This is a genomic window from Pseudomonas sp. FW305-20 (assembly GCF_058788075.1).
Genome location: NZ_JBYTAJ010000058.1, coordinates 1 through 20413 on the forward strand (window position 1 = coordinate 1; position 20413 = coordinate 20413).

The following is a 20413-nucleotide window of genomic DNA, read 5'->3' on the forward strand; positions in this document are numbered from 1 at the left end:
TCACTGGACGCGGAGCGTCCCTAGAGGCATTCCCACGCAGAGCGTGGGAACGATCGATGAGCTCAGGAATCAATGATCCCGAAATTCTTTATGGCAAGCACTGCACGCATCTTCGACCCTCTGCACCGCTGGCCCAAGGTTACTGGCCTTGTAGGGCTGAACCTTGCTGACAACCACCAATTCACCGGTGGCGGCTTCAAGGGTGCGGGCCATGTCCTGGAACTGTTCCTGTTTCTGCCAGACATCGCTCTTGGCGCTGGTGTGATCTTCTTCGCGCAGCTGCGGAAAATGTTTCCAGGGTTCACGGGACAATGCATCAAGCTTCACGGCACCGTCAGCGAATTTCGGACCGTCAAACGGGATGCGACCACGCAACATGCCGCCCAGGTCTTCGCCGGTCTTGAGCATCTGCTTGAAGATTGCCTTACGCTGACCCAGCGGCGAGTTGGGGTCGACCCCACCACAGGCGGACAACGTCAGGCAGGCCAGCAATACAACAGAAAGTCTTTTAAGAGTCATGGTGGTTTCAGGTCACGGGAACGGCGGCCAGTATCCTCGCGTCATCGGCAAAGACCAATAGCCCTATTATCAATACGGGTTGTTTGAGCGCATGGAGCACTCAGGCAACCGACAAAGGAATTACTCCATGAACAGCCGTTTCAAGGCATGGCGTCACAACCTCGCCTGGACCCTTCCGATGGTGGCCGTGCTTGCGGGCTGCACCGGTGGCGACAACAACACACCGAAAACCCACGCCCTGGCGACTTACTCCAGCGCCACGTGGGAAGCACTTCCGACGGTGTCCGACATCGACCTGGTTGCCGGCTTCGGTTCGTGGCGCAGCGCCTGCACCCGACTCAAGGCCGACCCGGTGTGGGGCTCAACGTGTGCGGCTGCCGCCAACGTACCGCAAACCGCCAATGACATTCGTGGCTTCCTCAAGCAGAACCTCGACGTCTACGGCCTGCGCGCCGCCAATGACAATCCCAACGGCTTAATCACCGGTTATTACGAACCGGTCTACCCCGGCAGCCTGACCCAGACCGAAGTGGCCAACATCCCGGTGTATGGCGTGCCCGAGGACATGATCATCATCTCTCTGGACAGCATTTATCCGGAACTCAAAGGCAAGCGCCTGCGCGGACGACTCGAAGGTCGCGTGCTCAAGCCTTACGACGATGCGGCCACGATTGAAACCAAAGGGGTCAAGGCACCGGTCGTTGCCTGGCTGACCGATCCGATGAACCTGCAATTCCTGCAAATCCAGGGCTCGGGTCGTATCCAGCTCGATGATGGCCGCCAATTGCGCATTGCATACGCCGACCAGAACGGCCACCCATATCGACCGATCGGCCGCTGGTTGGTAGACCAGGGCGAGCTGAAAAAAGAAGAAGTGACCATGGGCGCCATCAGCGATTGGGCCAAAGCCAATCCGACGCGCATTCCGCAACTGCTGGGCAGCAACCCCAGCTACGTATTCTTCACCCGCAATCCGGACAGCAACGAAGGACCTCGCGGCTCGTTGAACGTACCGCTGACCGCCGGCTACAGCGCGGCGGTGGATCGCAAAGTGATTCCGCTGGGCAGTCTGTTGTGGCTATCGACGACTAAACCGGACGGTACCGCACTGGTTCGCCCGGTTGCCGCTCAGGACACCGGCGGCGCAATTGCCGGCGAAGTCCGTGCAGACCTGTTCTGGGGCACGGGCGAGGCGGCCGGGCAATTGGCCGGCGACATGAAACAGCAGGGGCAGATCTGGATGCTCTGGCCTAAAGGCGCAGCGTTGCCGCAAGTGCCACAGGTGGCTGATGCGGCCAAAGCCAAACCCTGAGATCCGCTGCGACTGATAGGTAGCAATCGCGAGCAGGCTCGCTCCCACATTTGGATCTCCAGTGAACACAACATACGTGTACGACCGAGATTCAATGTGGGAGCGAGCCTGCTGGCGATGAGGCCCTCACAAACACCCACGAATTTTCAGACAGAAACCACAAAGAAACTGACGATCAACCCAATCCCCACCAACCACACCAACGACCGCAACATCGCCCAGTCCGCCAGGTAGCAAATGATGTACAGCAGCCGACTGGTGATGAACAACACCGCCAACACATTGATCGTCACCAGTTCGGCATTGCCGGCCAGGTGCGCAACGATGACTGCCGCCGCGAACGCGGGAATCACTTCCAGACTGTTCAGGTGCGCCGCATAGGCGCGACGGCCAAAACCATTGAGTGACTCGAGAAAGTCACGGGGGTCATGGTTGTCTTTGGGCCTGAACCCGCCACTCGCCCTGGCGATGCCCGTGCAGATATAGGGCAGGATAATCGCGATCAAAATGCACCACAGAGCAACCGTCATAACGCAATCCCTTCTTCAAGTTTCAAGAGTCGAGCTCCAGTCAAATCTTCATCACCAGCATGCCGATCAATACCAGCCCACAGGCTAAGAGCCGTGGCCTGCCAAAAGGTTCTTTGAGGTAGCGCATGCCAAACAGCACCACCAGGATCACGCTGATCTCGCGCAACGCCGCCGCTTCGGCAATCGAGCCCAACTGCATGGCCCACAGCACCAGAGCGTAGCTGAACAACACGCAAAACCCGACCGCCAGGCCCAGTCGCCACTGTTCACGCCAGAACAACATGAAGGCCGGTCGTTTACGCACCAGCGCCAGCAACGGGAACGGCCAAGCACTGAGCAACGTGACCCACACCAGATAATCCAGCGGATGCGACCAGCGCCGCAACGCCTGGCCATCGATGTAGGTGTAGCAGCCGATGCACAGGCCGATCAACGCCACCACCGGCAGCATCGACCATGGCAATCGCACTCCGCCGCCGCCCTGCCAGAGCAGGCAAAGCATGCCGAACGGGATCAGCAGAATCCCGAAGATCTGCTGGTTCGTCAGCACTTCTCCAGCAAAAATCAGTGTCAGTGCCAGCACCACCAACGGCGACAATCCACGCATCAGCGGGTAGACCAACCCCAGATCGCCCACCCGATAGGCCTGGATCAGCAAATAGCGATAGAGCAATTCAAACGCCGCCGACGCCAGAATCCACGGCCAGATGTCCAGGGGTGGCAACGCCACGAACGGCAGCATCAGCGCGACAAACAGCATTGCCACACTGTCCATGCAAGCCACCACCAACAACCGTTCCGCGCTGAATTTGATCAGGGTATTCCACGCCGCGTGCAACAGCGCCGCGACCAACACCAGTGCTGTTGCAAGCACGGCACACTCCTTTTTGTTGACCGCCCCGGCTCTGTAGGAACAAGGCTTGCCCGCGATAGCGGTCTCAAGAAGGCCATCGCCGGCAAGCCGTGCTCCTACAGGAAGCGGGGAGATAATTGATTCGCCATATGTCAGCAGCTGTTTATACTGCAAGCGACCACGCCGCACTCAGTTGCGCACAGACTAATTCCAATAATTTCTGCCACCGCCCGCTCTCGTCGAGAACGGGCGTCGGCATGCGTATGCCTGATCAGAGCGTCAAGACTACCGACAGAGACCTTGCGCATGCCACTCGCCTTGCTTGCCCTCGCTGTTGCCGCGTTCGGCATCGGCACCACTGAATTCGTCATCATGGGTTTGTTGCCCGATGTCGCCCGCGACCTCGCCGTGAGCATTCCTGATGCCGGATTGTTGATCACCGGCTACGCCCTCGGCGTGGTGTTCGGTGCGCCGATCCTCGCGGTCGGCACCGCCAACATGCCGCGCAAAGCCACGCTGCTGGGCATGACCCTGATGTTCATCCTCGGCAACATTCTCTGCGCCCTGGCGCCGAACTACGCAACGCTGATGGCCGCACGCGTGGTCACCGCGCTTTGCCACGGCGCGTTCTTCGGCATCGGTTCGGTGGTTGCCGCCGGCTTGGTGGCACCGAACAAGCGCGCCCAGGCGATTGCGATGATGTTCACCGGCCTGACCCTGGCCAACGTGCTGGGCGTGCCGTTGGGCACTGCGCTCGGGCAATACGCCGGCTGGCGCTCGACGTTCTGGGCGGTGTCGGTGATCGGTGTGATCGCGGCTATCGCACAATGGGTCTGGTTGCCGAAGGACATCGCGATGGACAAGGCCAACCTCGCCAGCGAGTTCAAAGTACTGGGCAAGGTCAACGTGTTACTGGCGCTGGGCATGAGCGTGCTGGCGTCGACCAGCCTGTTCAGCGTCTTCACTTACATCGCCCCCATCCTGCAAGACATCACCGGCGTCAGCCCCCATGGCGTGACCATCATGCTGCTGTTATTCGGGGTCGGCTTGACTGCGGGCAGCATGCTCGGCGGCCGTCTGGCTGACAGTCGATTGCTGCCGTCGCTGGTAGGCATGGCGCTGGCCGTGCTGGTCGTGCTGGCCGCGTTTACACAGACCAGCCACTCAATGATTCCAGCCGCAATCACCCTGGTGTTGTGGGGCATCTTCGCCTTTGCCCTGTGCCCGATCTTGCAACTGCTGATCATCGATCAGGCCCATGAAGCGCCGAATCTGGGCTCGACGTTGAACCAGAGCGCGTTCAACCTCGGTAACGCGGCCGGTGCGTGGATTGGCGGGTTGGTGGTTGCCAGCGGTGCGGATCTGGCGGACTTGCCCTGGACCGGCGCGCTGGTCAGTGGCTTGACGGTGCTGACGGCGCTTTTCTACATCTACCTGCAACGTCGCGGTTCTGCTGTGGTCAATGTGCCCGGCTGATTAACTGCATCGCCCATGACATTGCTTTCGCGAGCAGGCTCGCTCCCACATGAACCGCGCCCCCCTGTAGGAGTGAGCCTGCTCGCGATGAAGTTGATACCGTGCACCTGTCTTTACTTCTCTTCGCGCTTGCGTGAATCCGACGCCTGATCCGCACTCTTCTTCGGCGGGCCACTCTCGCTGCGAATTTGCGCATGGCTGATCAGCGCGAAAATGAAGCTGCCGCCGACGATGTTCCCCACCAGCGTCGGCCCGGCGAACACCAGCCAGAAATCCTTCCACGGCAACTCGCCGGCAAACACCAGATACGAAACCTCGGCGGCCCCGACCACGATGTGGGTGAAGTCCCCCAGCGCCATAAGGTAGGTGATGAGGATGATGATCCACATCTTCGCGCTCTCCATGGACGGAATCATCCAGACCATGGTGGCGATCATCCAGCCCGACACAATGCCTTTGGCGAACATCTGGCTGGCGTCGTTCTCCATGATCTTGCGTCCGATATCGAGGAAGGCCAGGTCGGTCTTGCTGTCGAAAATCGGCAGATTCAGCATTACATACGCCACCAGCAACGTGCCGCTGAGGTTACCCACCAGCACCACCGACCACAGGCGTAGCAATCGACCGAAATTGTTCAGTGTGGGCTTGGTCATGACCGGAAGCACCGCCGTCAGGGTGTTCTCGGTGAACAATTGCTGACGGGCGAGGATCACCGCGAGAAAGCCTGCGCAGTAACCGAAACTGGCGATCACCTTGAAGCCTTCGCCGTCCGGCAGACGGGAATTGAGCAGCCCCATGGCCATCAGCGACAGGCCCATGGTCAGGCCGGCGGCCAACGCCGACCACCACAAGGCGGCGACACTGCGCTCGAGTTCGAGATCGCCCTGGGTGCGGATGATTTCATGCAGAACAGCAGCGCGTGGGGGCTGGCTCTTGTCGACGTCGTGCTGTTCTTCAGGGGAGAGGTTCGGGGTCTTGCCGTCTTTTTGCGCGTCCATAAAGCTCCGGAACCAGTGGCGTGTGATGTAGGTACGACACGCAGGGCTCGGAGCTGTTCACTGTCCTAAGCAGATCGCGAGCAAGCTTTGCTCCTACGGGGCGATGTCATCCTTGAACTGGTCTTTGACGTACTTGATCTCGGTTTGGCCGTGTGGCGCGGGCAAGCCGTCTTCTCCCAGATTGACGAAGACAATCTTGTCCACCGTCAGGATGCTTTTGCGGGTGATCTTGTTACGCACTTCGCATTTCAGGGTGATGGAGGTGCGACCGAACTCGGTGGCGGTAATGCCCAGCTCGATGATGTCGCCCTGGCGCGAAGCGCTGACGAAGTTGATCTCGGAAATGTACTTGGTGACCACACGCTGATTGCCCAGCTGGACGATGGCGTAGATCGCCGCTTCTTCGTCGAGCCAGCGCAACAGGCTGCCGCCGAACAGCGTGCCGTTGGGGTTGAGGTCTTCGGGTTTTACCCATTTGCGGGTGTGGAAATTCATCTTCACTCCTGAGCGTCTTGCCGAATGATGGGGGACATCATGGCAGAGCCCGACCTAGAGCTCTATCAAGCAGCGACTATGGCCTCGATTACCGTTCAGACATTGACCAACAGAAACGCTTTGGAAGTATCGCTCACACGGCTATAATCGCCACCGTTTCAAAACGGTAACGTTCCATTGATACCGTTTTCCCGCCACCTGTCCGAGGGGCGCTGCAGCAGGTTCGACCTGTCAGGCTCGGATGGGGCGTTGCTTGACCGTGATCGGTCAGACACTAAACGCACAACGGCGCCCATTCGCATACATTACGAATGGAGGCTCATCATGAGCGCTGTTATCACGCCTGCAGATTTTAACGATTACAAAGTTGCCGACATGTCCCTGGCTGCCTGGGGCCGTCGCGAAACCATCATCGCCGAATCCGAAATGCCAGCCCTGATGGGTCTGCGCCGCAAGTACGCCGGTGAGCAGCCGCTCAAAGGCGCGAAAATCCTCGGCTGCATCCACATGACCATTCAGACTGCCGTGCTGATCGAAACCCTGGTTGCCCTGGGTGCCGAAGTGCGCTGGTCGTCCTGCAACATTTTCTCGACTCAAGACCAGGCCGCTGCCGCTATCGCCGCTGCCGGCATCCCGGTTTTCGCCTGGAAAGGCGAGACAGAAGAAGAGTACGAGTGGTGCCTGGAGCAAACCATCCTCAAAGATGGCGCGCCTTGGGATGCCAACATGATCCTCGACGACGGCGGCGACCTGACCGAGCTGCTGCACAAGAAATACCCGGCAATCCTGGACCGCGTCCACGGCGTTACCGAAGAAACCACCACCGGCGTTCACCGCCTGCTGGACATGCTGGCCAAGGGCGAGCTGAAAATCCCGGCCATCAACGTCAACGACTCGGTGACCAAGAGCAAGAACGACAACAAGTACGGCTGCCGTCACAGCCTGAACGATGCGATCAAGCGCGGTACCGACCACCTGTTGTCCGGCAAGCAAGCGCTGGTCATCGGTTACGGTGACGTGGGCAAGGGTTCGGCCCAGTCCCTGCGTCAGGAAGGCATGATCGTTAAAGTCTCCGAAGTTGACCCGATCTGCGCCATGCAAGCCTGCATGGACGGCTACGAGCTGGTTTCGCCGTTCATCGACGGTATCAACAACGGCACCGAAGCAAGCATCGACAAAGCGCTGCTGGGCAAGATCGACCTGATCGTGACCACCACCGGTAACGTCAACGTTTGCGACGCGAACATGCTCAAAGCCCTGAAGAAGCGCGCTGTTGTCTGCAACATCGGCCACTTCGACAACGAAATCGACACTGCTTTCATGCGCAAGAACTGGGCATGGGAAGAAGTGAAGCCACAGGTTCACAAGATCCACCGTACCGGCCCTGGCGCATTCGACGCGCAGAACGACGACTACCTGATCCTGCTGGCCGAAGGCCGTCTGGTTAACCTGGGTAACGCCACCGGTCACCCAAGCCGCATCATGGACGGCTCGTTCGCCAACCAGGTTCTGGCGCAGATCTTCCTGTTCGGCCAGAAGTACGCCGACCTGTCGCCAGCCCAGAAAGCCGAGCGCCTGACCGTTGAAGTACTGCCGAAGAAACTCGACGAAGAAGTGGCCCTGGAAATGGTCCGCGGTTTCGGCGGCGTCGTGACTCAACTGACCAAGACCCAGGCCGACTACATCGGCGTGACCGTTGAAGGTCCGTTCAAGCCGCACGCATACCGCTACTGATTGGTTCTGCTGCCTGCTCTCCCTGTGGGAGCGGGCTTGCTCGCGAATGCGGTTTAACATTCAACATTGATGTCGACTGACCCACCGCTTTCGCGAGCAAGCCCGCTCCCACACTGGGATGTGCAAGCCTTCCAGGCTTACGTGTTTCCAAGGATATGACCATGTCCCAAGAACGTCGCTACAGCTTCGAGTTCTTCCCTACGAAGACCGACGCTGGGCATGAAAAACTGATCGCCACTGCCCGTCATCTGGCGACCTACAGTCCCGACTTCTTCTCCTGCACCTATGGCGCTGGCGGTTCGACCCGTGATCGCACCCTCAACACCGTGTTGCAGCTCGAAAGCGAAGTCAAAGTCCCTGCCGCACCGCATTTGTCCTGCGTTGGCGACAGCAAGGACGACTTGCGCGGCCTGCTGACCCAATACAAGGCGGCCGGCATCACCCGTATCGTTGCCCTGCGCGGCGACCTGCCTTCCGGCATGGGCATGGCCAGTGGCGAAATGCGCCACGCCAATGACCTGGTTGAATTCATTCGTGAAGAAACCGGCGATCATTTCCACATCGAAGTCGCCGCCTACCCGGAAATGCACCCGCAAGCGCGCAATTTCGAAGACGACTTGAACAACTTCGTGCGCAAGGCCAACGCTGGTGCCAACAGTGCGATCACCCAGTACTTCTTCAACGCCGACAGCTACTTCTACTTCGTCGAGCGTGTACGGGCGAAGGGCGTGAACATCCCGATCGTTCCGGGGATCATGCCGATCACCAACTACAGCAAGCTGGCGCGCTTCTCCGATGCCTGCGGTGCGGAAATCCCGCGCTGGATCCGCAAACAACTGGAAGCCTACGGCGACGACACCCAGAGCATTCAAGGCTTTGGTGAGCAAGTCATCACCGAGATGTGCGAACGCCTGCTGCAAGGCGGCGCGCCAGGGCTGCACTTCTACACGCTGAACCAGGCCGAACCGAGCCTGGCGGTGTGGAACAATCTGAAGTTGCCGCGCTAATAGTCGTTACCAGCAAGATCAAAAGGTCGCAGCCTGCGACAGCTCCTGCATCGGGCGTGTTTAACCCGTGTAGGAGCTGCCGCAGGTTGCGACCTTTTGCTTTTAACGCCCTTTTATTGTGCAGCACACACAGAGTCAGAGCTTCTGGATCCCGTTTCTGGCTCTTTCCGGTTTCTCGTCGTAATCTCAAGCCATGCCTTTGATCGCGCAGCTACTGACCGTGCTTCTTTTTACTTGCCTGAGCTTCGCCGCTCGGGGCGAGAAGCTGCGCATTGTCACCGAACCCTGGGCGCCGTACGTGTATGAGGAAAACGGCAAATCCCTGGGGCTGGACTACGAAACCACCGCCATCGTCTTCAAACGCCTGGGCATCGAAGTGGAATGGCAGTTCCTGCCATGGAAACGCTGCCTGTCGATGCTCGAAACGGGCCAGGCAGACGGCGCGCTGGACATCTTTCACAGCGATGAGCGCGACGCCACCCTGCTTTACCCCGGCGAGCCGCTCTCGGAAGTGGAGTTCGTGATGTTCTACGCCAATGAGCGGCCGCATCCTTTTCGCAACCTGACCGACCTGAAGGGGCTGACCATCGGCACGTCCCCAGGCTATCTGTACAGCCAGGATTTCAGCGAATCGACCCTGTTCACTCGCGAACCGGCGCCGACCCATGAAGCCAACTTCGGCAAACTGGTGCGCGGGCGGATCGACCTGCTGATCACTGATCGCCGGGTGGGTCAGCACTTGCTCGACCAATTGGGCATCCGCGACAAGATTACCGAGAACCCCACCGTCATCAGCCACCAGAGCCAGTTTCTGGCAGTGCGCCGCAACGCCGGCATGGACTTGTTGGTGCAGCGCTTCGGCGCCGAGCTCAAACGTTTCAAGCGCGAGCCTGCGTACGCTGAATTGAGCGCCCGTTATGGCGCCAATCCGGCGGCCGAAGTAAAAACCACCAGCACCACCGCCGCCCGGGAAAAAACCGTTGAGCAGCAGGAAAGCGGCGCGCAGTGATTGCTCTGTTATACTCCGGCCTTCCCGCCAGGCTCACGCCCGGACGCTCGGACTTGTTCAAGGCATCTAGACCCCGCTACAGCGCAGCTTTTCAGCCCGCGCGAGCACTCCAGACGAGCTTTCAAGCCCCAGCAGGACCGGACGGGATTGCGTTCCTCATAAACGCCATTCGCGCCAGGCAAGACTCCCATTGGGCCAAGCCCTAACTAAAACAGGATTACTCATGTCCTTTGCTTCCCTCGGTCTCTCCGAGGCTTTAGTCCGCGCCATCGAGGCAGCGGGCTATACCGAGCCTACTCCGGTGCAACAGCGGGCCATTCCCGCCGTGTTGCAAGGTCGCGACCTGATGGTCGCGGCTCAGACAGGTACTGGTAAAACCGGCGGCTTCGCCCTTCCGATTCTGGAGCGGTTGTTCCCCAATGGTCACCCGGACAAATCCCAGCGCCACGGTCCGCGCCAACCGCGCGTACTGGTCCTGACCCCCACCCGCGAACTCGCGGCTCAAGTACACGAGAGCTTCAAGGTTTATGCCCGTGACCTGAAGTTCGTCAGCGCCTGCATCTTCGGCGGCGTCGGCATGAACCCACAGGTTCAGGCCATGTCCCGCGGTGTCGACGTGCTGGTAGCCTGCCCTGGCCGCCTGCTCGACCTTGCCGGCCAAGGCAGTGTCGATTTGTCCCACGTGGAAATCCTCGTGCTGGACGAAGCCGACCGCATGCTCGACATGGGCTTCGTCCATGACGTGAAAAAGGTCCTGGCTCGCCTGCCGAGCAAACGCCAGAACCTGCTGTTCTCGGCGACCTTCTCCAAAGACATCACCGACCTCGCCGGCAAGCTGCTGCACAACCCGGAACGCATCGAAGTCACGCCGCCGAACACCACGGTCGAGCGGATCGAACAGCGGGTATTCCGTCTGCCAGCCAACCACAAGCGTTCGTTGCTGGCGCACCTGATCACCGCTGGCGCCTGGGAACAGGTGCTGGTGTTCACCCGCACCAAGCACGGCGCCAACCGCCTGGCCGAGTACCTGGACAAACACGGCCTCACCGCCGTTGCGATCCACGGTAACAAGAGCCAGAACGCCCGCACCAAAGCCCTGGCCGACTTCAAGGCCGGCGAAGTGCGCATCCTGGTCGCCACCGACATCGCCGCTCGCGGCCTGGACATCGACCAGTTGCCACACGTGGTCAACTTCGAACTGCCGAACGTCGACGAAGATTACGTGCACCGTATCGGTCGTACCGGCCGTGCCGGTCGTTCGGGCGAGGCGATCTCGCTGGTCGCTCCGGACGAAGAAAAGCTGCTCAAAAGCATCGAGCGCATGACCAAGCAGAAGATTGCCGACGGCAACCTGATGGGCTTCGATTCCAGCGCTGTAGAAGCCGAGAAGCCTGAAGTTCGCGAGCGTCCGGATGTGCGTAACCCGCGCAACCCACGTGGCCCGCGCGGCGACGGTCCGAACGGCACCGGCGGTGGCGGTGGTCGTAAAGACAAAGGCAAGGACAAGGGAGGCAAGGAAAAACCTGCAGCCACTGGCCGTGGTGATCGCCCGGCCCGTGAACACAAGCCACGCGAAGGCACTCCAGCTCGCGAGCAACAGCGTCCAGCGCCACGCGCTGCCGCTGCAGACCGTGCTCCGGACGAGTTCCTGGACGACGATATCGATAACTTCGGTAACCGCGTCGACTACGTTCCTCAGGCCAAACCGGCTCAGGGCCGCGGTCGTCGTCCGGGTGCTCCGGCACAAGGTGCGGCAGCCGGCGCAGGCGCTCCGCGCACTGGCGGCAAGCCTCAGGGTCGTCAAAGCGGCCCACGCAGCAGCGATGGCGCCACCACCGGCACGCCGCCGGCCAAGCGCAGCGGCCCACGCAACGGCGCTCCACGTGACGGCCAGGCCCGTCGCGAAGAGTCCCGCAACCGTCGCCCGGCTCGCGCCGACGACCAGCCGCGTTCGGAACCGGCCGTGCAAAACCCGCGCGGCCCGGCACCGAAGATCATCCATAAAGAGTCGAAAACCGATCGGTTCCCGACTCCTGAGCAACTGGATCAACTGCCAGGCCGTCCGCGCGGCGAAAAACCAGCGTTGCTGACTCGCAATCGCTGAGTGTCACTCACAAAAACGCCCCGACTGGTTCGGGGCGTTTTTATTTGTACCGATCATCACGATCGTTTTTGGTCAAACCGCCGCACTCACGCAACGCTTCCTTCTTTATGAAAGAGTTTGGCAACGATCATCCAGCGGCCATCGACTTTCATCACGTTCAGATAATCAACCATGACATTGTCGAACAGTCGCAGACGCACCTTGACCATTGCCATTTCCGGAGACATGACGTCAATCATCAAAATCTCATCCAGGCTCGCAAACCCGCGCTCCTGCGGCGACTGACGTCCTTGTACGATGGCACGATATTCTGCGTAAGGACGCACCGTTACCGCCCCGTCCTGAGCGCTATAGAGGACACAGCCGGGATGGAAAACCTCGTCAAACCGGTTCAAATCCTGGTTTTGCAACACACTGAAGTAGTTCTCCAACATTCTCTGAATTTCATTGATTAGCATGTACGAATCCTTGTCGAGCGGAAATGAAGTCACCAACGCTCACTGAGCGTGAGACGGATTATCCGTAGCCTCGTCAATTCATGTATAGCGGCGATTTCTGCCCGGTTCAGTGAATGGAATTCACCTATTGAAACTACCTCCGCTAGCGGCCCTCCGGGCCTTTGAAGCCTTGGCACGATTGGGCAAGGTCAACCTCGCGGCATTGGAACTGCACGTTACCCACAGCGCTGTCAGCCACCAGATACGCTCGTTGGAGGAATACCTGGACGTTAGACTGACTGAACGTAATGGCCGCGGTGTGGTGCTGACAGAAGAGGGGCGTGTGTACGCCTATCAGATCCGGCAAACCCTGGGTGAAATTGCCGGGGTAACGGAAAGATTCCTGTCCAAAACCCGACACCCGAAACTGACCCTTTCGGTGCTGCCATCCTTTGGAATGTTTTGGCTATTGCCACGCTTGCAAGGGTTTATCGACGCGCAGCCCGGATTGCGCCTCAAGCTGGCAGCCAGTATGGAGTTTTCAAGTTTCGAGGGCGGCCTGATCGATGCGGCGATCCGATTCGGCCACGGAAAATGGCCAGATGTGCACTGTGAGCCGTTGATGCAGGACTCCTTGTTGGTCGTCGCCGCGCCAGGATTCAATCTAGGATGCTTGCCTGTCGATGCCGAGTCCGTTCTGGGACATCCCTTACTCCACGCCAGTGAAAGCTGGTCGACCTGGCTTGCTGCCGCTGGCGTTGAACAGATGCGTCCACTCGCGGCACTAGAGTTCACTGACTCGACTTTGATGCTTGAAGCGGCGCGCCTGGGTTATGGAATCGCGCTAACCCGTCGCTCAATTGCTCACGCCATGATCCAGTGCGGGCAACTGGTTAAACTGACCGACGTTGAACCGCTGCACGCATCCCGTTATTTCATGCTTTGGCCGACCCACACACAACGCTCGGCGCAGTTGGCGAGCCTGCTGACTTGGCTACGCAATGAAATCGCCGACTACCAAAGCAGCCTCTCCTGAACACCAGGCAGCAAAACGCCAACCCTGAGGTCGGCGTTTTGATGACGCAAACAGCTTACTTCGCTTTCACACCTTCAAACGTTACATACAACTCAACCGCGTCGGACTGTGGGCCCAGATCTTTCTGCTTGCCGAAATCGGAACGCTTGATGCTGGTGGTGCCTTCGAAGCCGGCACGGTAGCCGCCCCATGGATCCTTGCCTTCACCCAGGAAAGTGGCCTTGACCACGATTGGCTTGGTCACGCCCATCAAGATCAGGTCGCCGGTCACGTCCGCAGTGTCTTTGCCATCGGCGTTTTTGCCGGTGGATTTGACGCTGGTGGAAACAAACGTCGCTTTAGCAAATTTGCTCACGTTCAGGAAGTCACCGCTGGCGATGTGCTTGTCGCGCTCGGCATGGTTGGTGAACACGCTAGCGGTGTTCACATTGAACTCGATCTTGCTGGCTTCAGGCTTGGCAGCGTCGAAGCTGAACTTGCCGTCGATGTCCTTGAAGGTACCGGTGATGTAGCTGTAGCCCAGGTGGCTGATCTTGAAGTCAACGAAGGCGTGCTGGCCTTCTTTGTCGACGACGTAGTCGGCCGCCATTACGTTGGCGGACAGCAGAGCAGAACCGATTGCCAGAGCGGCGAGCGTTTTTTTCAACATGCTTTCTATTCCTTTGGAGTCGAGGTTGAACTTCAAGCTTTGCGGCCCAGCATTCGCGTCAGGGTCGCATCACGATCGATAAAGTGGTGTTTCAGTGCTGCCAACGCATGGAGACCGGAAAAAATTACCAGCGCCCACGCCAGGTACAGATGAATCTCACCAGCGGTGTCTGCCTGATCCGGTAGTCCGGAAACCAGTGCAGGAACTTCAAACAGGCCAAACACCGGGATCCCGACACCGTCTGCGGTGGAAATCAGGTAACCGGCAATCATCACGGCAAACAGACTGAGATACAGGAACGCATGGCCGAACGTGGCGCCAATACGCGTCATGCGGCTATAGCTTGCAAGTGCGGGGGGTGGCGGACTGATAAAGCGCCACAGCACTCGTAGCACCATAACGGCTAACAACACCAGGCCAATGCTCTTGTGCAGCTCGGGCGCGTCTTTACGCCAGGTGCTGTAGTAGTCGAGACCGACCATCCACAAGCCCAACGCAAACAGGCCGAAGACTGCCAGCGCCACGCCCCAGTGCATGAAAATGCTGATCCAACCGTAGCGCGAAGAAGAATTACGTAGCTGCATTGCCCAAATCCTGTGAGAACTGCGACCAAGACTATCGAGTTATCTATCGAGATAAAGCGGAAAATTTCGCTTTGAAATATCGAGAAATACGATCAAGAGCCTGAAACAGGCGGGTTAAGGAAAGATTAACGTCGAAAATTGTGAGGAAAAATGAATACACACCAGAGAACACCTGCATCAAAAGGTGTATTTGATGCCTACCTGCGATTTTTTCCAGGCAAAAAAGCACGGTCTTTGAGCCGCGCTGTTTTTTACGCCTGAACGTCACTAACCCCGGTCTCAACATTAGTCGCCAGCGTGTCGCTGGATTATCAACTGGTTCGTTTTTTCGCCTGATCTTTTTAAGCCATGCAATACATATGTATCGCCATTTCCTTATTTCAATTTGATTCAATGAGGATTCAACACTCATTTAGGAAGGAAAAAATATGGCTATTACATACACGCCCTTTCAAGCAAGTGGCTCGCCGGTGCTGCCGCCCAATCAAATGATGTCACCAGGACAGTATCTTATATCCCTGAATGGTCGTTTCCGATTGCTATTGCAGGCAGATGGCAACTTAATCATTACGGATAATGGTGCAGTAGTCTGGATCGCAGATGGAAGTCAGACTTATAGCAGGACCTTGCATCCAAAAAAAATGCGTGAGCCTCTGATGTTTGTGATCAGTAATAACGGCTTTCTTTATGATCCATCCCGGAGACGTTTATGGATTGCCGAGAGCACTCACAGCAGTGACAAATCGCTGTGGTACAACACATGTATGGTTATTCAAGATGACGGGAATCTGGTCATTTACGATCAGCGTACGGGAGATCTGCGCTGGGCCCGCTCTGGATTTGTTCCTGGTCGTATCCCAAAGGCAAAGGAAAGATTCACCAGAGTGCTAGAAGATGGAACGGAGATTAAGACATGGAAGTTCTCGCTAGGCCCTCTCTAATAGTTCCTGGCAACTTAGCAACTTATTAATTTTTGAAGGCTGGAGGTGGATTCAAGCACTCATAATAGTACGGATCAATCTGACATTTATATGCCAGTCGATGACCATAGCCTTTAGGAAAGAACTCACCACTCGCACAGCCAGAAAGTACGATTACTACTATTAATGCTACTAGCGCCTTCATATGTCCTCCATATTTCTTGAAGAGCATAGGTTTGTAGTTCACGCACGATCAATCATTTGCTTCTGATTATCTTGTGAGAAATATCTGACCCACCGCTAAATCCTGTAGGACGGCAATCGGATGAGCAAAAAAAAAGCGCGACCCTCGGGCCGCGCTTTTTTTACACCTGGACGTTACTGAGTTTTGGTCTCAGTGGCCGCCGCCGGTTTGACCGCTGGCTTCTTCGCCAGCTCAGCCTTCTTTGCTGGAGTCTTGGCCGGAGCTTTTTTCGCTTCGGTCTTGGTTACCGGTTTGGCTGGAGTTTTAGCCGGAGCCTTCTTCGCAGGCTCGGCTTTCACCGGTGCCACTGGTTTCGGCGCCTCAACCGGAGCAGGTGCTGCTGCCGGTGCTGGCGTTGGAGCCGGAGCAACCGGAGCCACTGGCTCTGGCGCCTTGACCGGTGCCGTTTTGTCGTCAGAACCACCGAACAGGTTGGTGAAGAAGTTACCTTTCTTCGCCGCTACCGCACCGGCCGCAACAGCGGTCGCCGCCGGAACAACTTTTGCCGGTTCAAACGACTTGCCGGCCATAAGGTCTTCTACCTGACTGGCCGCCCGCTGACCGGTGCGCAATGCGCCTTCCAGGGTGCCTGGGTACAAGGTGTCGGTGTGTTCGCCGGCAAAGACTACACGCTGAATCGGACGCTCCCACAGGCGCCAGTACTTGCTGATCTGGCCAGGACCGAAGGCCAGGTAGGCGCCGCCCATCGATGGGTCGTTGCTGTAACGGCGGATCTCATAACCGGTGAACGCACCGCGTGCCTGTGGATAAAAGGCGTGCAGACGGATCAGCACCTGATCGGCGATCTGCTTGTCGCCGAAGGCTTGCATCACGCGCGCGTTGTCGCCGGACAGGTTGATCACCACATTGGCGCCGCCCTTCATCGCCGGTTCAACCCACAACATGCCCAGGCCGGTGTTGCTGTAGATCTCGCCGGTCATCCGCGCCTTGCTTTCCCACACTGGCGTCTTGAACTTCAGCATGATCTGGTCGCGCCAGCCGTAGTTGGTGCCTTTGATCGCGCCCATGTGCTGGGCATCCAGCGACGGAGTCATCTGGATCTTGTTCAGTGCGCGCAGTGGCACGGCCACGACGACGTAATCAGCTTGATAACCAACGCTGCCGACTTTGACGGTCACGCCGTCCTTGTCCTGGCTGATCGCCGAGACCGGGGAGCTGGTCTTGATGGTTTTCAGTTGCTTGACGAAAGCCTGTGCCAGCACCGGGCTACCGCCGGGCAGGCGTGAAGCGCGCAGGTCACGGTCGGCAACGCCACGGTAAACGCGGCTTTGCTGTGCGAAGTACAGCAGCGACAGGCGCGACGGTTCGTCATAACGGGTACGAATCTGCTGATTCACCAACTGACGTGCCGTGGCCGGCAGATTCAGACGGTCGAGCCAGTTGGACACGCTGATCTGGTCCAAAGCGAACAGTGTGCTGTTGGCCGCCGGGTTCTGCGGGTCTTCGATCGAGCGTGCCAGATCGTCCAGGGTCTTTTCGTAGCGCTTGAGCGCGTCGCTGGTGGCCGGCTGCTTGGTGGCCAGATCGGCGGCGGTGTAATACTCACCGTCAATCAGGTAGCCCGGGGTCCGCACGAACTCTGGGGCTGGCGTGGTGCTCAGCTTGAAGGTCGATACGTACTTGTTCAGAACCGGTTGGGTCTTGTCGTTGCCGATCCACTCACTGGTGGCCATGCCCGAGCGACCGCCCAGGCTCGGTTTGGCTTCCAGCAGGGTGACCTGCCAGCCCTTGTTTTGCAGTTCGTAAGCCGCCGTGAGGCCAGAGAGCCCTCCGCCGATCACGATCGCGGTTTTATCCTTGGCCAGCGCAGACACGCTGAACAGCCCCAACATCACCAGCGCACAGGCGCGCAGCCAACCAGCAGACATTCAGCGAACTCCGGAAATACACGAGGAAATAGCGGTTTTGCGAGCCAGACAGCTCAAAGAACCGCGAAGAATACGTCAGCCATCAAAAGGCCGCCAGCGACGTCTATCCACCTATACAAAGTAGCTCAATCGACACAATGGGTTGTCCCCACGTCACGCATTGCATAGGCTTGCGCGATTGTTTGCCCGCGCACCCAGCGAGCCGCCTCGAGGAGACTGAAAATGGGCCTGAATGATCAGTGGATGCAACGCGACCTCGCGGTGTTGTGGCATCCCTGCACCCAGATGAAAGACCACGAACAGCTGCCGCTGATCCCGATCAAGCGCGGTGAAGGCGTCTGGCTGGAAGACTTCGAAGGCAAACGCTACCTCGATGCCGTCAGCTCCTGGTGGGTCAACGTGTTTGGCCATGCCAACCCGCGGATCAACCAGCGCATCAAGGATCAGGTCGATCAGCTGGAGCACGTGATCCTTGCCGGTTTCAGTCATCAGCCAGTGATCGAGTTGTCCGAGCGTCTGGTGAAGATGACGCCGGAAGGCCTGACCCGGTGTTTCTACGCCGATAACGGTTCGTCCTGCATCGAAGTCGCGCTGAAAATGAGCTTTCACTATTGGCTCAACCGCGGCCAGCCGAACAAGAAGCGCTTCGTCACCCTGACCAACAGCTACCACGGCGAGACCATGGCGGCGATGTCGGTGGGCGACGTGCCACTGTTCACCGAAACCTACAAGGCGCTGCTGCTGGACACCATCAAGGTGCCGAGCCCCGATTGCTACCTGCGCCCGCAAGGCATGAACTGGGAAGAACATTCGCGCAACATGTTCGCCGCCATGGAACAGACCCTGGCCGAGAACCACGACAGCGTCGCGGCCGTCATCGTCGAGCCGCTGATCCAGGGTGCCGGCGGCATGCGCATGTACCACCCGGTTTATCTGAAACTGCTGCGCGAAGCCTGCGACCGCTATGGCGTACACCTGATCCACGACGAAATCGCCGTCGGCTTCGGCCGCACCGGCACGATGTTCGCCTGTGAACAGGCCGGCATCCGCCCGGACTTCCTCTGCCTGTCCAAGGCCCTGACCGGCGGCTACCTGCCGTTGGCGGCCTGCGTGACCACCGAAGATGTCTACAGCGCTTTCTACGACGACTACCCGACCCTGCGCGCCTTCCTGCATTCCCACAGCTACACCGGCAATCCGCTGGCGTGCGCGGCGGCATTGGCGACGTTGGATATCTTCGAAGAAGACAACGTCATCGAGAACAACAAGGCACTGGCCCAGCGCATGGCCACCGCCACCGCGCACTTGGCCGAGCACCCGAACGTTTCGGAAGTGCGCCAGACGGGCATGGTGCTGGCCATCGAGATGGTCAAAGACAAGGCCACCAAGGAAGCTTATCCGTGGCAGGAACGTCGCGGCTTGAAAGTGTTCCAGCATGCGCTGGAGCGTGGTGCTTTACTTCGACCGTTGGGCAGCGTGGTGTACTTCCTGCCGCCGTACGTGATCACGCCTGAACAAATCGACTTCCTGGCCGAGGTGGCGAGTGAAGGCATCGACATCGCGACCCGCGACAGCGTCAGTGTTTCGGTGCCGAAGGACTTTCACCCGGGCTTCCGCGATCCGGGCTGATTGGCAACGCTCGTTCCCACGCTCTACGTGGGAATGCAGCCCGGGACGCTCCGCGTCCCAAAAGCGGACGCAGAGCGTCCGGTGAGGCATTCCCACGCAGAGCGTGGGAACGATCAAATTAAAGAGAATCCGCATGAGACTGTCCCGCTTCTTTATCGACGCCCCCTTGAGCACTGGCGAACACGAGTTGCCCGAGGCCCAGGCCCATTACATCAGCCGCGTGTTGCGCATGGCCGAGGGTGATGCGCTGCAACTGTTCGACGGTTCGGGCCATGAGTTCCGCGCCACGCTGGTGGAGGTCGGCAAAAAGCGCGTCGTCGTGCAGATCGATGAAAGCTTCACCGGGCAGGTCGAGTCGCCTTTGCAGATCCATCTCGGCCAGGGCTTGTCCCGTGGCGAGCGGATGGATTGGGCGATTCAGAAAGCCACCGAGTTGGGCGTCACGGAAATCACCCCGATTTTTAGCGACCGCTGTGAAGTCCGGCTGAAGGATGAGCGCGCCGACAAGCGCCTGATGCACTGGCGCCAGGTTGCGATCAGCGCTTGCGAGCAGTGCGGGCGTTCACGGGTGCCAGTGATTCATCCGCCGCTGCTACTGGCGGATTGGTTGAAGCAGACTCAAGCAGAATTGAAGTTGGTGCTGCATCCGGTGGCCGAACCATTGGTGAGTCATGCGAAGCCTGCGACGCTGGCGTTTTTGATCGGCCCGGAAGGCGGGTTGTCCGATGCGGAAGTCGAGCAGGCCAAGGCTGGCGGTTTTCACGCCGCCCGCCTCGGCCCTCGTGTGTTGCGCACCGAAACCGCACCGGTGGTGGCATTGGCGGTTGCCCAACAACTTTGGGGTGACTTTTAGGGCCTCTTCGCGAGCAAGTCGAATCGTCGCACCGCCGCTCCCACAGGAGACCGCGTACTGATCGTTCCCACGCTCTGCGTGGGAATGCAGCCCGTGACGCTCCGCGTCACTGGACGCGGAGCGTCCCTTGAGGCA

At 58.7% G+C, this 20413-nt stretch carries 19 protein-coding genes and 1 riboswitch; of the genes, 10 read left to right on the forward strand and 9 right to left on the reverse strand.

Translation table 11 applies throughout. The features are described from left to right. Positions 1-69: 69 nt before the first annotated feature. Positions 70-519 carry a c-type cytochrome gene (locus AC3WP4_RS27735; protein WP_102616714.1) on the reverse strand — a complete coding sequence of 150 codons (450 nt, stop codon included), beginning with the start codon at positions 517-519 and terminating at the stop codon, positions 70-72. A 127-nt stretch (positions 520-646) separates the two neighbouring features. On the opposite strand from AC3WP4_RS27735, the gene mltA reads away from it, so the two are divergent. Further along, positions 647-1831: a murein transglycosylase A gene (gene mltA / locus AC3WP4_RS27740; RefSeq protein ID WP_102616713.1), complete on the forward strand. Its 1185-nt coding sequence runs from the start codon at positions 647-649 to the stop codon at positions 1829-1831. A 146-nt stretch (positions 1832-1977) separates the two neighbouring features. Here the strand turns inward: mltA and AC3WP4_RS27745 are convergent, their stop codons facing one another. Next, positions 1978-2361 (reverse strand): MAPEG family protein, encoded by a 384-nt coding sequence (locus AC3WP4_RS27745; protein WP_074871585.1) that lies wholly within the window; start codon positions 2359-2361, stop codon positions 1978-1980. A gap of 40 nt (positions 2362-2401) precedes the next feature. Beyond that, the gene (locus AC3WP4_RS27750) at positions 2402-3235 is read right to left on the reverse strand and encodes an EamA family transporter (RefSeq protein WP_074871586.1); all 834 of its coding nucleotides are present in this window, start codon (positions 3233-3235) and stop codon (positions 2402-2404) included. Positions 3236-3520: 285 nt separating this feature from the next. On the opposite strand from AC3WP4_RS27750, the gene AC3WP4_RS27755 reads away from it, so the two are divergent. Next, complete coding sequence (locus AC3WP4_RS27755) at positions 3521-4690, forward strand: MFS transporter (RefSeq protein WP_074871588.1); 1170 nt, start codon at positions 3521-3523, stop codon at positions 4688-4690. 113 nt (positions 4691-4803) lie between these two features. Here AC3WP4_RS27755 and AC3WP4_RS27760 read toward each other — a convergent pair whose 3' ends face one another. After that, the gene (locus AC3WP4_RS27760) at positions 4804-5688 is read right to left on the reverse strand and encodes a formate/nitrite transporter family protein (protein ID WP_074871589.1); all 885 of its coding nucleotides are present in this window, start codon (positions 5686-5688) and stop codon (positions 4804-4806) included. A gap of 93 nt (positions 5689-5781) precedes the next feature. Continuing rightward, a complete protein-coding gene (locus tag AC3WP4_RS27765; protein ID WP_074871591.1) occupies positions 5782-6183 on the reverse strand; it encodes an acyl-CoA thioesterase in 402 nt (133 codons plus the stop codon). 198 nt (positions 6184-6381) lie between these two features. Beyond that, positions 6382-6484, forward strand: a riboswitch (S-adenosyl-L-homocysteine riboswitch). Positions 6485-6507: 23 nt separating this feature from the next. Here AC3WP4_RS27765 and ahcY point away from each other — a divergent pair. The 4 genes from ahcY to rhlE2 all read left to right on the forward strand — a co-directional run bounded on the left by ahcY (position 6508) and on the right by rhlE2 (position 12037). Next, positions 6508-7917, forward strand: a complete 1410-nt coding sequence (gene ahcY, locus AC3WP4_RS27770) for an adenosylhomocysteinase (protein ID WP_046045260.1) — start codon at positions 6508-6510, stop codon at positions 7915-7917. A 161-nt stretch (positions 7918-8078) separates the two neighbouring features. Further along, on the forward strand, positions 8079-8924 hold the full coding sequence (metF, locus tag AC3WP4_RS27775; RefSeq protein WP_074871592.1) for a methylenetetrahydrofolate reductase [NAD(P)H]: 846 nt from the start codon (positions 8079-8081) through the stop codon (positions 8922-8924). A gap of 193 nt (positions 8925-9117) precedes the next feature. Continuing rightward, the gene (locus AC3WP4_RS27780; RefSeq protein ID WP_102616711.1) at positions 9118-9933 is read left to right on the forward strand and encodes a substrate-binding periplasmic protein; all 816 of its coding nucleotides are present in this window, start codon (positions 9118-9120) and stop codon (positions 9931-9933) included. Positions 9934-10156: 223 nt separating this feature from the next. Beyond that, the gene (gene rhlE2 / locus AC3WP4_RS27785) at positions 10157-12037 is read left to right on the forward strand and encodes an RNA helicase RhlE2 (RefSeq protein ID WP_074871595.1); all 1881 of its coding nucleotides are present in this window, start codon (positions 10157-10159) and stop codon (positions 12035-12037) included. 86 nt (positions 12038-12123) lie between these two features. On the opposite strand, the gene AC3WP4_RS27790 is transcribed toward rhlE2, so the two are convergent. Beyond that, positions 12124-12495 (reverse strand): nuclear transport factor 2 family protein, encoded by a 372-nt coding sequence (locus tag AC3WP4_RS27790; protein ID WP_074871597.1) that lies wholly within the window; start codon positions 12493-12495, stop codon positions 12124-12126. 178 nt (positions 12496-12673) lie between these two features. Here AC3WP4_RS27790 and AC3WP4_RS27795 point away from each other — a divergent pair, with 178 nt between their 5' ends. Then, entirely contained in the window at positions 12674-13510 is an 837-nt protein-coding gene (locus AC3WP4_RS27795) for a LysR substrate-binding domain-containing protein (protein ID WP_256581239.1), read from the forward strand. A gap of 55 nt (positions 13511-13565) precedes the next feature. Here the strand turns inward: AC3WP4_RS27795 and AC3WP4_RS27800 are convergent, their stop codons facing one another. Continuing rightward, positions 13566-14159 (reverse strand): YceI family protein, encoded by a 594-nt coding sequence (locus AC3WP4_RS27800; RefSeq protein WP_102616709.1) that lies wholly within the window; start codon positions 14157-14159, stop codon positions 13566-13568. Positions 14160-14191: 32 nt separating this feature from the next. Further along, the gene (locus AC3WP4_RS27805; protein ID WP_074871602.1) at positions 14192-14743 is read right to left on the reverse strand and encodes a cytochrome b; all 552 of its coding nucleotides are present in this window, start codon (positions 14741-14743) and stop codon (positions 14192-14194) included. Positions 14744-15171: 428 nt separating this feature from the next. On the opposite strand from AC3WP4_RS27805, the gene llpB reads away from it, so the two are divergent. Further along, the gene (llpB, locus tag AC3WP4_RS27810; protein ID WP_074871603.1) at positions 15172-15684 is read left to right on the forward strand and encodes a lectin-like bacteriocin LlpB; all 513 of its coding nucleotides are present in this window, start codon (positions 15172-15174) and stop codon (positions 15682-15684) included. Positions 15685-16041: 357 nt separating this feature from the next. On the opposite strand, the gene AC3WP4_RS27815 is transcribed toward llpB, so the two are convergent. Beyond that, entirely contained in the window at positions 16042-17796 is a 1755-nt protein-coding gene (locus tag AC3WP4_RS27815; protein ID WP_102616708.1) for an FAD-dependent oxidoreductase, read from the reverse strand. Between the two features lie 222 nt (positions 17797-18018). Between AC3WP4_RS27815 and AC3WP4_RS27820 the strand changes: the two genes are divergently transcribed. Both AC3WP4_RS27820 and AC3WP4_RS27825 read left to right on the forward strand, forming a co-directional pair. After that, entirely contained in the window at positions 18019-19425 is a 1407-nt protein-coding gene (locus AC3WP4_RS27820; protein ID WP_074871607.1) for an adenosylmethionine--8-amino-7-oxononanoate transaminase, read from the forward strand. A 133-nt stretch (positions 19426-19558) separates the two neighbouring features. Next, positions 19559-20278 carry a 16S rRNA (uracil(1498)-N(3))-methyltransferase gene (locus AC3WP4_RS27825; protein ID WP_074871609.1) on the forward strand — a complete coding sequence of 240 codons (720 nt, stop codon included), beginning with the start codon at positions 19559-19561 and terminating at the stop codon, positions 20276-20278. Positions 20279-20413: the final 135 nt, after the last annotated feature.